A 15,610-nucleotide genomic window follows, 5' to 3' on the forward strand; every position below is an offset into this window, starting at 1 on the left:
TATTTATTTTACAACTTCACTCACAAAAATGGTAGGAGTGGCATTAGTATACTTTACAATATCCGCAAGAATCTCATTTATATGCGGAGCAACAGCCGCGCGGTATTCACTTAAGCTTTTTACATAAAATACACCAATAGCCATAAATGGTAAAGGGTCTTCAGGGGCACGACCGGAAAGCCCTTTTTCAATCGTATATTTAACCAGGTTTGACCCTATAAAGCCTGCCATCATGGGCATGTGCCTGGTTTCATAGTACTCCATATTGAAGGTTTTGCCCTCAGCATAAGGATACATAACGGATATCTTGATTAAGCCTTTTTCATTAACTGTCATGTCGTGTTGTTTAGGTTTCCCGGATGGCTTTTCCTGACTAAATGCAACCAGACAAGTGGTTAAAAGCAAAAACGATAAGATTACTTTAAACTTCATGGTGTTGTTAGCTTTCGAATTTAAATGATCAATTACTTCCGTGTGTGGAAGCTGACTGAGCAATCAAATGTAATAAAACCTCCGGCATTATTCTTCTTTCATAAAATTCATTCCTAAACCGGAGGCAGAGCAATTGCTGAAGGAATCGGGCTTGCCGGTTATTTATCTGCATAACCTGTGCAGTATGTATATGTGACATCTGCAATTCAGGTTATTTTGAACTCACCCCGGCGCCAGGGTCGCCATCGGTGAAAAAGGGCAGCAATTTTTCGAATAGTTCTCCCGCTTCGCTGTTATTAACAAGAAAAACAAAACCGGATTTTTTTTCCTTATAGATAACGAAATAGGCCGTGAAGTCGCCATTGTTGCCACTGTGCATGTACCTTACGCCATAAGGTGTTTGTTTAATGGCGAGTCCCAGTCCCCATGCCTCTCCGGTTTCAGCTATCATGGCGGTGTCTGTAAGATACACGCCAGGCTTCAGCATTTCCCGGAAGGAACTTTTCTTCAGACCTTTTTCTTCCAGTAATGCTATCAGAAAGTTCGCATAATCCAGGGCACTGGTACGCAGACCACCAGCTGCGCTGAAAGCTTCGAATTTTTTTAATTCTCCGGGTGTATTGATGCTGTCCTGCTGTAGGCGGTAACCGGTGGCACGGTGTTGCTGGAGATAGTCGTTCCAGGAAAAATAGGCATGTTTCATTCCCAGTGGAGCGCAAACTTCGCGGTATACGATATCACCTAGGTCTATAACGTTGGTGTGCAATAAATGGGCTATTACATCCGTCAAATATTGATAGGCTTCGCCGGAGTAGGAGAAGGCCGTTCCCGGCTTGAACTTGAGATAGAGCATACCTTTTTTGATATGCAGCGATGAGTCTGCCAGATCATATTCACGCCAGTTGGGCATGCCTGTAGTGTGTTCCAATACCATCCTGGCCGTAATGAGCTTATATCTTTCATCATAGGCGATATCCGGATTAGGAAGATAGGTGTACAATGGAGTGTCCAGCGCAATTACTCCTTTTTCCGCCATTTTGAGAATGAAGAAGGCGAAAACTGTTTTACTCATAGAGGCGGATTCAAACAACGTTTCGTCATCAACTTTTCTAGCTGAGGCAATGTCAGCATAACCCAGGGCATGATGATATACGATTTTATTATTATTAATAAAAGCAATCGATAATCCGGGAATGTGGAAAGAGTCAATTTCTGCTTTGAGAAATTGCGTCATGGTTTCAGCCGGAATTATTTTTCCATTGAGGGTTTTTATCTGTGCAGAGACAGTTGTTACGTGGAATAGCAGCAATATTACGCTGCCGGCAACGGATAAGTATCGCATGGGTTACTTCTTTGATGAATGATTAAATGAAAATAGTAAAAAATGACAAACAAAAATTTATAAATGCTGTCCTTAAAAATTATCTCTGGGTAAAAATGTGTTGGTGGTTGCATGTGTGAGCGCCCTTTTTATGTTATAATCCCATAAATACATTGTATCTTCAGCGCTATAACGTAAACGAGCAATGGAAACCGTTAACCTGGAAAAAATCAAAGCCAATAAACAGCAGATCATACGGCAAATGTACACAGAACTGAAAAACACCGCTGAAGCGGACCGGTTCTATACAACCCGTAATATCGAATCCTGTTCTGCCAATCTGGACGCCTACATTGAAAAGCTGTCAAAAAATCCGGATAGTAAGAGCATCGCCAAAAGTATCAAATGGATATTCCGCTCCCTATCTACCTTCCAACAGGAGGAGGAGAGCCCTGAATTTTTATGGGGCTTTATCTACAACGGATATACGAATGAGTTGACCGGCTTTATCCTGGATACCGCCTTCGCGTTCGGCCTGGAGAAGGGAAAACCTAAGACGATCAAATCGAATTTTGTCCATCTTAAACATCATCCGCATTCTATAGACAGGTTCAGGGTTTACATTGGCTCCACCTGGAACAGCGGCGTTATCCTGGATTATAACCAGCGCACCGCACAGTTCGAATACCTCGAAAACCCATATGGAGAAAGCTATGGCCTCCCGGTTTTTAATCTCGTTATCAATGAGGACCATACAACGCTCTCTTTCGAGGTATTGGCCTCCGGGGCTTATAAGACCATCTTGTTAAAAGCCCTGCAGCCGACAGACAGCATCCTGTTCGAAACCATCCATCGCCTCCACAAAAACGAACAACTAAAAAACGCCCCCCAACCAGATTATTGCAGTCTGGAACTGGAATTGAGCAAAGGGATGTTAACGAGGCTCACCACCACGAACTATGACGCTGATAACCATATTATCAATATGTACACGGAGGGAGCGGGAATAAAGGTATTTACGCAGGAACTCGACGCGAACGGCTGCTTTCAGAACAGTGAGGACACGGCCCCCCATCCGGAGATCGTGGCAGAGAAGTTCGTCCTGGTGGATGCGGTACCACGTTGGAAATATTATGAAGTTGATAGTTTGAATATGCAACAGGATGTGATCTCCGTACGCACAAAGAACCGGCAATTTGAATATGAGAACGATGAGCGAAAGAATGTCATATCCCATGAAATCACCGGCAGAACGATCAATTATCCCGTTAAATCGTACGAGTTGGTAAAAGTGCTGCTGCGTGAGCTGCTGGATGTCAGAAAACCTTTCATGCCCCGTGATATATAATATTCCCGAATGCATCATATAACCCATTTTATAGCCAACTATTGTGATCTGTCTGCTTCGGACCTGGAGAAGGTAATCTCCGCTTTCGTCTACCAGGAAATAGAAAAGGATGCCATTCTCCTGAAGAAAGGCCAGGTGGCTGAAACGATGTCTTTTATTGCCGCCGGCTGTTTTCGTGTATACGCACTAGCGGAGAATGAAAAAGATGTCACTACCTGGATTGTATTCGAGAATACGGTCGTGACTGAGCCGACCAGCTTTCTTACCCGGCAACCTTCCAGGTACTATGTACAAGCACTTGAAAGAAGTGAGGTGTATACAATTACCCATGATAGCCTGCAGCAATTGTATAATGAAATACCTGCATTCCAGGAGTTTGGCCGTAAACTGATGGAGAAATTACTCGTCAGCAGTATGTGCAGGACGACTTTTCTTTTATTGGATACGCCGCAGGAACGGTATGAGCGGTTACTCCAACTGCCGGAATATATGCAGCGTATTTCCTTAAAAATCCTGGCTTCCTATATTGGTGTAACCCCTACTTCATTGAGCCGGTTGCGTGCCCGTAAGCTTTAAGGCATTCCTTTTCTTATCCAAAGGCAATTTTTTGCGTGGACATTTACAGGACATTTGAAGTATAAAAATATTTCAAATGCCTTCAACTGAAGTGGTACTTATTACCGGCGCTAATCGTGGATTAGGTTTGGAAACCGCCAGGCAGTTACTTAAAAAGGGATATGTTGTTATGCTATCCTGTCGTGATAGCAGCAAGGGAGCCGAAGCTGTTCGTCTCCTGCGACAGGAAGGACTGGACCCGGATTTTGTGCCGCTCGATATTAGTGATCCGGAACAGATACAAAATGTATATCGATGGATCAGTGACCATTATGGTCACCTGGATGTGTTGATTAATAATGCGGCGGTCACCAGTGCAACGAATAAGACTACCGGAGACCGAATGGCCAATACCATACTGAATGGAGATATTGAAGATTTCAAAGCAACATTTGATATCAATGTTTGGGGAACACTGGAGCTAACCAGGGCTGTATTGCCGTTACTAAAGAAGAGTAACCATGGCCGCATTATTAATCTGAGCAGCGAATTAGGGAGTATTCAGTTACATGCTACCACTACATCACCAATTTATCACATCAAGAAATTCGGATATAGCAGTTCCAAAACACTGGTTAATTTAATCACTATCTACTTACAGGAAGCCCTGAAGGACACCAATATTTCGGTGTACGCTGTTAGTCCGGGTTGGGTAAAGACTGAAATGGGAACTGCTGCCGCCATGCTGGAAATTCCCGAAGGCGCCGGTATTATTGTCAGAGCGGTAACTGAAAATATGGATAGGGGCAGCTTTTTTACGCATGGATTACAGGAAATACCCTGGTGATGGCATTTTTTGAAAATGAGGATGGAAAGCCATAGGAAAGAAATTCAGGCTGGCAGTTCTGTATGGCCAATCACGGTTCTATAATTTTTTGTCAAAAATTTATCTGTTTTTTTTCCAACATTTGTTGCATTTTTATGCTTCAACTAAAACAGGGCTGCAAACTTGTCGCGTGAATCTTCTTTTAATGAGTACCAGCTTTTGCGGGGATTAACTTCCGGTGACACATTGCATTACTCTTATATATTTAAAGAGTATTACAGCGCGCTTTGCCACTACGCAGCCACCATCATCGGGGAGCCCGGGCATGCAGAGGACATTGTGCAGGACGTTTTCGAGAGATTATGGCAGAAGCCATACGCTTTCGAAGACCTCCGGCACCTAAAGGATTTTCTTTATAAGGCCACCCGTAATGCGGCCCTGAATTTTTTGAAAGGGGCGCAGCATAGCATGGAACGCCAGGCCAAATTTCTCGGCGAACAGGAAGATACTACCACCACCGAAGACCTGGACATCATCCGCATGGAGGTTTTCAGGGTGGTTTACCGCGAAATCAGCAACCTGCCCGAACAATGCGGCAAGATCGTCCGCATGAGTTATATGGAAGGACTGAAAAACGAACAGATTGCCGAAGCTCTTTCCATTTCCCTTCAAACAGTTAAAAACCAGAAAACCCGTGGCATGAAGCTGCTGAGAATGCGCCTGTCGCCGGGCGTACTTTCCCTATTTTTGTTTCTTTCCCACCATTCATAATTTTTTTTCAATTCTTTTAGTACGATCGGTACATCATGTTGTAATAATATAAACACAACAGACATGATGTCTTCTTCAAACGATCCTTTCATCATTGCAGCGCTGATCTCCCGTTCCCAACAGGGGATGCTGACGGCTGATGAACAGGATAAGTTGGATGCATGGATCGCCGCAAGCGGGGAAAACCGGCGGTTATGGATGGAATTGAACAATCCTGACATACAACAGGAAAACGTTCGCGCGATGTCCCGGTTTGATGAAAATGCAGCACTGGAACGCTTTCTAGCCAACAAACCTGCTACCTCCAACATACGCCGTCTGTGGCGCCAGCCTGTCCTGAAATGGGCGGCCGCTGTACTCATACTGGGATTGGGCCTGTCGGCATATTTCCTGCTGGCACCGCGTACTCGAAATGTGAACCTGTTCGCCGGAAAATCTGCGCAACATGATATTGCGCCGGGTAAAGATGGTGCCATCCTTACACTGGCAGATGGTACGCAGCTGGTGCTGGACAGTTTGGGTGAGGGAAAAGTTGCTACACAGAACGGTACCCAAATCTCCCTGAACAATCACGCGCTTACATACGACGCTTCTGCTGCAACAGACGGCACGGCCCATAACACTATTACCACACCCAAAGGCCGCCAGTATCACGTCATGCTGCCGGATGGTACGGAAGTGTGGCTGAATGCAGCATCTTCTATACAATACCCGGTCGCTTTCAAGGGCCGGGAACGAAGAGTGAAAATCAGCGGAGAGGTTTATTTTGAAGTGGCCAGTAAAAGCTGGCAACCCTTTATCGTGGAAACCGATCAGATGAAACTGGAAGTCCTGGGTACTTCTTTTAATGTCAACACCTATGATGATGAAAAAACAATCCGCACCACCTTGTTGACCGGTGCGGTGAAAGTAACGCCCATGCATACTCATACTACGCAACAAAAGGTGCTGGTACCTGGACAGACGGCGGTTTTAAACAAACCGGAAGCAGCGGAAGGAGCCTTGCTGACAGTAACGGAAACGCCTGATCCGGGGAAAATAATCGCCTGGAAAAACGGCCTGTTTAATTTTGACGGTCTCGATTTATACAGCGTGATGCGGCAACTGGAACGATGGTACAATATAGAGGTACAATACATTGGAAAACCGGAGAATGTGATCTTTAAAGGGAAAATGCACCGTAATACCAACCTGTCCAATGTACTGGAAGTACTGGAAACAATGGACGTGAACTTTGAGTTAAAAGGGAATATTTTGTATGTGAAATAACGGGTAATCATAAACGAAAACCGGGAGTGCTTGCGACACTCCCGGTGGATGTTCAAGTAATGTAATCATCACAATCAGGTAAAAGACTGCTTATTGTCCACTTAAACATGCCGTCCCTTATGAGGAGAACGGATACAGCGAATTTATGCCATTTATTTTTTATCGCATACGGATTCCGGAAAGATGGAAACGTAGCTCAACCAAATCTCTGTTAGTCATGAAACTAACATGCTTTCTCCTTACCGCTGCACTGTTGCAGGTGTCAGCCAAAAGCCTCTCACAAAACGTCAGCTTTAAAGGTAAAGACGTTGCATTGGAAAAAGTTTTCGCAGCGGTAGAATCGCAAACCGATTATGTTTTCCTGTACAAGGCTACCGTCTTATCAGTGGCCAAACCGGTGACCATCAATGCCCGGGAAATCGATCTGGGTACCTTTCTCAACAAGGTATTCGAGCGCCAGTCTCTGACCTACAAGATCATTGACAAAAACATTCTCGTAGCCCGAAAAGAGCCGAAGCCACCGGTAATCAGCCCGCCCGTGGATTCGGTACCATCAAAACAGGTGATGGTGAATATCTATGTCCATTCGTCCGGTTACACACCGCTGGTCAGTGCTACCATCAGCAATCTTAGCGACAAACGGAATTACCTGACTGCGGCAAGCGGGTCGGTTAAGGTACCGGTAAAGTTGGGTGATCAAATAAGAATCACTTATATCGGGTATGTGGACCATATATTTAAAATAACAGAACCGATACTGCTAGCCCAATACTATGATGGGGAGATGGCGCTCTCCCAGAACAAACTGGATGAGGTTCAGATCACTGTGTTGGGTACCACCAATAAAAGAACCGGTACTGCCAATATCGCCACGGTGAAAGCCAGTGATATTGAAAGGCAACCCGTCGTCAATGTACTGGATGCGATCGCAGGCCGTGTTCCCGGTCTCCGGATCAGCCAATCGGCCAACACGGCAGGGGCCAGAAAAGTAGAGCTGCGCGGACGGAATGTGTTGGATGAAGGCATGTTTACAGATCCGCTGTATGTTGTTGACGGATTACCAATTGCTACTTTATCCGTTAACCCGTTGGGAGCAGGGGTGCCTGTAGCCGGCGGATATTCCAGTGGGGAAAGTCCTTTGTACATGATCAATCCCCTGGACATCGAAAGTATAGATGTGCTGAAGGATGCGGATGCTACGGCTTTGTACGGTTCCAGAGGTGCTAATGGAGTGATCCTCATCACTACCAAAAAGGGGAAGCCGGGTCCTACCAGGTTTAACGTAAGCTACTCCAAAGTGTTTTCAGGCGTGCAACGTTATATGAATTTGATGAATACAGCGCAATACCTGGCGGTGAGAAGGGAAGCCCTGTTGAACGATGCCGCTTTACCTACCCGGGAAAATACCCCTGATCTCACGATATGGGACCAGAAAGGCTATACCGACTGGCAACGCACTTTTTTCAAAAATGCGCAATCAGATGATGTGCAATTGAGTTTGGAGGGAGGGCTATTGCAGAATACCTACCGCGTAAGCGTAGGATATACCTCCACTACAGAAATGTACAACCAGGGCCGGGGGAACAAGCGTCTAACAGCAGGATTGTCTTTTAATCACCGTAGTGCAAACGGTAAACTGATGGTGGAACTTTCTTCCAACAACAGTTACTCCAACAATGAAACTGCCGCTACAGTGGACTTTTTCTCCCTGCCACCCAATGCGCCATCGATCTATGACGAGAATGGAAAGTTTAATTTCATTCCCTACAGGTACTCAGGCGGGTCCATTTATCCATTCGAGGGTATTAAAGACTGGGGAGAGAATCAAACGCTGAAAAGTCAAACCAATATCGGGTTTACCTACGAAATCGTAAAGGACCTGACAGCAGGCGTTCATATTAGCGGGGAGTTTTTCTCCAACAAAAGCGGCTACTACAGGCCTAAAGCGGCCAGAGACCCGCTGACTTTTCCCATCAGCATGGCGATATATGGCAATGGTTCCGGAAAGAGCCTGCTGATAAGGCCCAATATCAACTATGTTAAGTTGTTCGGCGGCGCCAGGATATCTGCTTCGTTGGCAGCGGACTATAGTTATGCCGATCAGGAAGCGGTTATGATATATGGGGTCATGTTCTCTAATGATAACCTGCTCAAAAGCTACGCGAATGCCCAGAGTGTGACTCCCTTTAATAATTATACGCAGCTGAAAGTGGCATCCCTGTTGGCGACCGTATCCTTCGACTGGGAAAATAAATACATCGTTAATTTAAATGGCCGAAGGGATGGCTCCTCCCGCTTCGGTGACGGGGCTCGTTTCGGAAACTTCGGATCGGCCGGGATTTCATGGATTATATCTAATGAGGAATGGTTTAAGAAGGCGAATATGGATTGGTTCTCATTCGCCAAAATCAGATCTACTTATGGGGTGACGGGAAATGCCAATGTGGGCGATTACCAATACCTCTCCCGCTGGTCCAACATCCCGCTGGTTTCCACGGAAAAATTACCGGATTACGATGATCAGACTATTTATACTCTTGTACAACCCGTTAACCAGAAATACAGCTGGTCCAGCGCCAGCAAATTTGAAGTGGGCGCCCGGGCAGGTTTTTTTGGCAACAGGTTGAACATTGAAGGAAACTTCTACATCAACCAGGATGGAAAACAACTGACCAACATTACCACACCGGCATTCACCGGTTTTCCATCGGTGGTGGGCAACTGGCCCGCTGTTATCCGGAATAAAGGGGTGGAGCTGATGTTGGACGGAACCATCCTCAATACCAACACCTGGGGACTGAATGTACGTTTCCAGATCAGTAGGAACAATAATACACTGGTGGCTTTCGATGGCCTGGAGAATTCGCCCTACAGAAATATGTATAAGATAGGGATGCCGGTAACTGCCAAGTCCTACTCGCACTATATTGGCATCAACCCGATGAAAGGAATACCTGAATTTGAAGATTATAACGGAGATGGGATGAAACCTTCCGGGACGGGCCCGAATTTTCCGGATACGGAACTGGACGATCATTACCGGGTGATTGACCTGAATCCCAAATACTTCGGTGGGATGGGTTTTCGGGTTGATTTTATGAGGGTATTATCGCTGGATGCACAGTTCGCATTCGAGAACTCCCTGGTAGAAGACAAGCTAAACGACCTCGGGTACGGAAAGCAGGCTAATATGGTCATGTATGAGGAAATCAACAACAGGCACTGGAGACAGCCGGGCGACAAAGCACTTTACCCCGGGTACACTACTATCAACAGCGGCTTGTTTTTCGGATCGGACGCCTACTATGCCAAAGGAGCTTATCTCAGCCTGGACAACCTAAGTTTGTCGTACCTATTGCCTGAAGCCTGGTTAAAGAAGATGCATATGAAACAGGGAGCATTCTCAGTGAATGCATCCAAGATTTTCAAACTCTCACAGTACCGGTTGTCGGATGTTGAACTGGGCACTGCGCCACAGATTAGAAGGGTAGCGGCTAACCTGAGATTAAGTTTCTAAAATCAATTGTATGAGAAGAATAGTTTTCAATATAACTACCACCGGTGTTTTACTTTTAACCCTGTTGGGAACGGGTTGTAACAAACTACTGGATATAAAGGACCCAATCAATTCCATCACTACCAACCAGGTTTTCCTGAACAACGAACAGGCTGCCACTGCGCTCAACGGTCTGTATTCTTATCTGATCAACGGAGGAGTATCTGAAGTTAATTCGCGTGAGGCGCTGGGAAACGATTTGTATAGCGCCGGGGGAATTACGCTTGCAGCGGGACACTCGGCGGATGAATTTTATCATCCCTCGCTTAGCGGCGACTACCAGTACTACGTGGAAATGGCTGCCAGAATTACCCTGGTAAATCTTGGCTATTCACCGAAAGTATGGAAGTCAGCATACAAGGGCATTTTTAATGCCAATGCGCTAATTGCGGGTGTAAAGACGGCTACGTCCAAAGAGTTTACGGAGGTTTACCGGAAACAGGTGCTGGGGGAGGCATTGGCAGTAAGGGCCATGAGTTATTTTTACCTGGTAAACCTGTTCGAAAAAATCCCCCTGGCCTTATCTATCGATTTTAATGATACCAAAAACCTCCCTTCTGCCAGCCCCGCCGCTGTATACCAGCAAATCATCAACGACCTGGAGGAAGCGTCGGGGTATCTTTCTGAAAGTTATGATGGTAACAATGTGGAGCGTATCCGGATCAATAAATGGTATGTAAAAGCAATGCTGGCAAGAGTTTATCTTTTCACCCGGGACTATGAAAAAGCCTGGCAACATGCGAATGATGTGATTAACCGGACAGATTTATTTAAACTGGAAAACCTGAACAAGGTGTTCGACAAATCCAGCCACGAAGTTATTTTCCAGTTGAAGCAGGCCAACAATATCTCGCCACGAGGTAATGCTACGCCGGAAGGATATGCGATGACAGCCAAGTACCTCACTCCGCAGCTGCTGAATGCTTTTGAAGCCGGCGATAACAGAAAAACGGAATGGACAGCAGCTTTTGGCGGTAGTTCATCCACACCTGCCGGTTTTATGCCGGCCAAGTATAAGATTAATGCCGGCAATCCGGTATTTGAAGGATACAGGTCTGAGTATTATGTTGTGATGCGGCTCGCGGAAATATACCTGGTAAGGGCTGAAGCCAATATGCTGCGGAGCGCGGCCAATAAAAACGCGGTGATCGACGACCTGAATGCCATCAGGAGACGTGCCGGCTTGAATGATCTGTCTTATAGTTTAACAGATGAGCAGATAAAGGAGGCTATTGCCCAGGAAAGGCGCATAGAGTTGTTCGCGGAATGGGGACATCGCTGGCTGGACCTCAAGAGAACGAACAAGGCTACAGAAGTACTCTCACAGATAGCTTACAAACAGCCCTGGAAGCAGCACCAGTTGCTGTATCCCATTCCTCCGGAGGAAATCCTCTGGGATAACCATCTCTCCCAGAATAACGGCTATTAATAAAAATCACTATTAAAAAAAGAAAGATGTTTCAATTCGGTTATAAGAAAGCATGCAAAATAGCTATGGCGGCCTGTCTGATGTGGGGGAGCGGGACTTCCTGTAAGAAGGAATTACGGGAAGAGATATTTCCGGCATCGTTAACGATTGTGAATGGCCTTAACGACAATACCTCTTTTCTGAGCTTCTATTTTGGAAAATCGCAACCCAGGGTTTATAACAAACTATCTCTGATCAGCAGTGGCAATTCCATGGACTATGCTACTGATAAAATGGACCTTCCGGTTACATGCTTCAGAAACAACGATACGCTCCAACCTGATAAACCCTTTCTGAAAACCAATATAGCACTGGAGCCTGGCGGGATTTTTACGCATTTTGTATATGGAAGCCCCGCGCAGGTGAAACAGAAAACAGTGAAGGAACAGTTGCCTTCCCGCAGCCAGCAGGACAGTGTGGTCAACCTCCGGTTTATCAATCTCTTCGATAACAGGCCTATCGATGTGGTACAGCTGGAGCCGGTACCGGGAACTATGGTCACTAATCTCGCCTATGAAGAATTGTCCGGGTTTATGAAAGTCACCGTTAACGCATCGGTTGCGCATTTCCGGTTTGAAGTAAGAGACCATGCCACCGGCGTTCCGCTGACTACGTTGTCCGTGGACAATATTTTGCCTGGTACTACTACGCCCAATAACCAATGGTTGTTTAAGGCACGTACGATGCTGGTTACCGGAACGTGGACCGGCGAGGGTGTTTTTTCTGCCAGGGCAACCAGTATCGGCCATTTTTAATCCAAGTTTTAAATTCATAAGCAACTGTATATGCAACCTATATTAAAGGTGGAAAACCTATCGCATAAGTATGCCAGTTCCTGGGCCATACGCGAAATAAATTTTGAAATCAATGATACCGGTGTAGTAGGGTTGCTGGGCTCAAACGGAGCCGGCAAGTCTACCACGATGAATATTATCTGCGGTACCTTGCTGCAAACGGAAGGCAGTGTTTCCATCAACGGGTTGAACATCAAAGACGATCCTATTGCATACAAAAAGCAGATCGGATTTTTGCCGCAGCAGGCGCCCCTGTATATGGATTTTACCGTGCAGGAGTACCTGGAATATTCCGCACAGCTCCGGTTGATGGACAGGCGGCTGATCAAAGGTGCTGTGGAAGAAGTACTGGAAAAAACATCCATTACACAGATGCGGTCACGCCTGATCAGGAACCTGTCTGGTGGTTATCGCCAGCGGGTGGGGATCGCACAATCCATCATCAATAAACCGAAGGTGGTGGTCCTTGATGAGCCTACCAACGGTCTCGACCCGAATCAGATCATCGAAGCCAGGAAACTGATCAAGGAAATTGCGCAGGACCGGGCGGTATTGTTGTCGTCGCACGTACTGTCAGAAGTAAATCTGCTGGCTAAAGAGATCATCATGATCGAATCGGGGCAGGTGGTGTTTGCTGATACCCTTGATGCTTTTAATAACATCCTCCAACCCAATACCCTGGTGGCCAGAATGCTGCATATGCCAGCACCCGAAGAATTGATGGCGATAGAAGATGTACAGAAAGTAGAGATGTTGCCGGACCATAAATGCCGGATCTATTTCCAGGCCAATGATGATCTGGCGGAAAGAATCGTGCGGAAAAGTACTGAGAAAAACTGGAGACTTACTTCCATTCAGGCTGAATCCTCTGGTATGGACGATGTATTTAAACAATTATCATCAAATTCTTCTTCAATCTTACACTAATGAGAGTAGTTTTTAATATAGCCAGGGCGGAATTGCGGTATTTTTTCTTTTCTCCTATCGCCTGGTTTGTTTTGATTTTATTCCTGATGTCCAGTGCCGGCCTTATCATGGGAAACCTGGCAGATACCGCGCTGAATCAGGATGCGATGCTGGAGCTGCAGGGGAGTGCTTTCAGAGGGTTCATCAATACGCCGCTCACTAAATCGGTCATTGGCAGGGGGCTCGAGACCATCCTGATGATTTTCTTTCTGTTCATTCCATTGCTGACGATGGGCGTGATCAACCGGGAATATGCCGCAGGTACGATTAAGCTGCTGCATTCCTCCCCGGTGAAAACGCGCCAGATCATCCTGGGTAAGTTCCTGGGTGTATACAGTTTCGTATGCCTGATGATCCTGATTTTCCTGGTGGAGGTGATTATATTGACTTTTTCCGTTAAGCATGCCGAATTCCCGCATATCATGTCGATGGTGCTGGCCTTCTTCTTACTGGCAGCGATGTATGTAGCCATAGGAATGTATATCTCCAGCTTAACCTCATACCCTATCGTGGCCGGAATCGGAACATTTGTGGCGCTGACACTGTTGTCCACGCTACGGATGATGTTTCAGGGAACAGATTATCTGCGGGACGTTACCTATTTCCTTTCCAGCTCCGGAAGGGCAGAATCCCTGCTGGGTGGCCTGATTACCACCAAAGACCTCATTTATTTTTTCAGTATTATTTCTCTTTTTATCGTATTCACCGTTATCAAAACAAAGTCCGTTACCGAGTCGAAGTCATGGCGGGTATCAGCCGGCAGATACCTGTTGGCGTTCCTGGTAACCGTGGTGACGCTGGTCGGTACTTCCCGGCACGGCTGGATCGGTTATTGGGATGTGACGAGAAGTAAGGTAAACACATTGCATGAAAACACCCGGGAAGTATTGAAGCAGCTGGACGGATCGCCCTTGAAGGTAACACTGTATGCCAACCTCCTGGGAAATAACCTGAGTAGTGGTGTGCCTACCGCGCGCAATAACTATTTGTGGAACTTCTGGGCTAAATACCGCCGCTTCTATAATAATATGGAGTTTGAGTACGTGTACTATTATGATGTGATCGAAGGAGACAGCTCCATATACCGGGCTTATCCCGGTAAGTCGCTGGAGGAAATAGCGGAGAAATACGCGGAGATGTATAAAACCGACCTGGCTATCTACAAAAAACCGGCAGAAATCAGGAAACTGATAGACCTCAGCGGGGAAGATAAAAGCTTGCTGATGCAGGTAGAATATAAAGGAAAAAAGACCTTCCTGAGAACCTACATGGACCCTATAGTTTTTCCGGATGAAATACAGGTTTCCGGTAGTTTGTTACGGTTGATGAAGGATACCACGCCCACATTTAAATTCCTCACCGGCCATTATGAGCGGTCACCCCTGAAGTTCGGCGAACGGGAATATGGGAACCATACCGTCAGTAAAACATCCAGGACCGCGTTGATCAATATGGGGTTGAATTTCGATACCATCTCCACCCTGAGTCCTGCTAACTTTAGTCACGACGACGTACTGGTGATATCCGATCCGAAATCCATGTTGGACAATGCCCTTATCGATAGCGTAAAAAAATATATCGACAACGGGGGAAATGCCATGTTCTATTCCGAGCCCGGCAAGCAGTCTATTATGAACCCGATTCTGAATCATGTGGGCGTGAATGCAGAACAGGGCACCATTGTACGGGTAAACCCGCAGGATATGCCGCATAAATTTGCCGGATTGATCGCTAAGAAAGGAACGGAGATGGCGGACGAACAACCGTTTTTTTATCTCCGGAACGGTGTGATGGATGCTTGTTTCACCTATATCACCGGGGCCAGCGTATTAAGTTATTCTGATACCACCGGATTTAAGGCGGAACAGATTACCACTTTGCACAACGATGCTAATACCTGGGTAGAGAGAGGCGTGCTGGTAGTAGACTCCGCAGCGCCTGTATTCAATATTGCGGAAGGGGACTACCGGAAGGAAGCGCCTTATGTGGTCGGCCTGCAACTCACCCGTAAAATCGGTAATAAAATACAGAAGGTCCTTGTCTCCAGCGACGCAGACCTGATGTCTGCCGCCAAACAAAACGGAAAGGACTATGGCAATGCGTTCTACAGCTACACGGTGGATAACAAATACCCTGTTTACCACAATTTAAAAGTACCTATAGATATATGGCTGACCATCAAAAAGGCGCCGGCAGCAACACTGAAGATGATACTTCAGTATGTGATACCAGTCTTCATTTTACTGGTGGGTATTGTGATACTGATCAGAAGAAAACGCAAGTAGCGGGTACTTTCATTTTTTC

General features: G+C 46.1%; 12 protein-coding genes. 10 read left to right on the forward strand and 2 right to left on the reverse strand.

The window, feature by feature from the left end:
* Window positions 1-3: 3 nt before the first annotated feature.
* Complete coding sequence (locus ICL07_RS22125) at window positions 4-432, reverse strand: EthD family reductase (protein WP_188090225.1); 429 nt, start codon at window positions 430-432, stop codon at window positions 4-6.
* Between the two features lie 211 nt (window positions 433-643).
* Window positions 644-1,774, reverse strand: coding sequence for a serine hydrolase domain-containing protein (locus ICL07_RS22130; RefSeq protein ID WP_188090226.1), 1,131 nt, complete (start codon window positions 1,772-1,774; stop codon window positions 644-646).
* Between the two features lie 184 nt (window positions 1,775-1,958).
* On the opposite strand from ICL07_RS22130, the gene ICL07_RS22135 reads away from it, so the two are divergent.
* From ICL07_RS22135 to ICL07_RS22180, 10 genes are all read left to right on the forward strand, one after another.
* Window positions 1,959-3,101, forward strand: a complete 1,143-nt coding sequence (locus tag ICL07_RS22135; protein WP_188090227.1) for a DUF8184 family protein — start codon at window positions 1,959-1,961, stop codon at window positions 3,099-3,101.
* A gap of 9 nt (window positions 3,102-3,110) precedes the next feature.
* On the forward strand, window positions 3,111-3,677 hold the full coding sequence (locus tag ICL07_RS22140) for a Crp/Fnr family transcriptional regulator (protein ID WP_188090228.1): 567 nt from the start codon (window positions 3,111-3,113) through the stop codon (window positions 3,675-3,677).
* 76 nt (window positions 3,678-3,753) lie between these two features.
* A complete protein-coding gene (locus ICL07_RS22145; RefSeq protein ID WP_188090229.1) occupies window positions 3,754-4,503 on the forward strand; it encodes an SDR family NAD(P)-dependent oxidoreductase in 750 nt (249 codons plus the stop codon).
* Window positions 4,504-4,665: 162 nt separating this feature from the next.
* Entirely contained in the window at window positions 4,666-5,253 is a 588-nt protein-coding gene (locus ICL07_RS22150) for an RNA polymerase sigma factor (protein ID WP_188090230.1), read from the forward strand.
* Window positions 5,254-5,316: 63 nt separating this feature from the next.
* Window positions 5,317-6,522 carry a FecR family protein gene (locus ICL07_RS22155; RefSeq protein WP_188090231.1) on the forward strand — a complete coding sequence of 402 codons (1,206 nt, stop codon included), beginning with the start codon at window positions 5,317-5,319 and terminating at the stop codon, window positions 6,520-6,522.
* Window positions 6,523-6,739: 217 nt separating this feature from the next.
* Window positions 6,740-10,039, forward strand: a complete 3,300-nt coding sequence (locus ICL07_RS22160; RefSeq protein ID WP_188090232.1) for a SusC/RagA family TonB-linked outer membrane protein — start codon at window positions 6,740-6,742, stop codon at window positions 10,037-10,039.
* Window positions 10,040-10,049: 10 nt separating this feature from the next.
* Complete coding sequence (locus ICL07_RS22165) at window positions 10,050-11,507, forward strand: RagB/SusD family nutrient uptake outer membrane protein (RefSeq protein ID WP_188090233.1); 1,458 nt, start codon at window positions 10,050-10,052, stop codon at window positions 11,505-11,507.
* A 26-nt stretch (window positions 11,508-11,533) separates the two neighbouring features.
* A complete protein-coding gene (locus tag ICL07_RS22170; RefSeq protein ID WP_188090234.1) occupies window positions 11,534-12,301 on the forward strand; it encodes a hypothetical protein in 768 nt (255 codons plus the stop codon).
* Between the two features lie 30 nt (window positions 12,302-12,331).
* On the forward strand, window positions 12,332-13,267 hold the full coding sequence (locus ICL07_RS22175; RefSeq protein ID WP_188090235.1) for an ABC transporter ATP-binding protein: 936 nt from the start codon (window positions 12,332-12,334) through the stop codon (window positions 13,265-13,267).
* A complete protein-coding gene (locus tag ICL07_RS22180; RefSeq protein WP_188090236.1) occupies window positions 13,267-15,591 on the forward strand; it encodes an ABC transporter permease subunit in 2,325 nt (774 codons plus the stop codon). Before ICL07_RS22175 ends, ICL07_RS22180 begins: the two co-directional genes overlap by 1 nt.
* Window positions 15,592-15,610 lie beyond the last annotated feature (19 nt).

Origin of the sequence: Chitinophaga qingshengii, from assembly GCF_014529935.1 — a bacterium.
Classification (GTDB): Bacteria; Bacteroidota; Bacteroidia; order Chitinophagales; family Chitinophagaceae; genus Chitinophaga; species Chitinophaga qingshengii.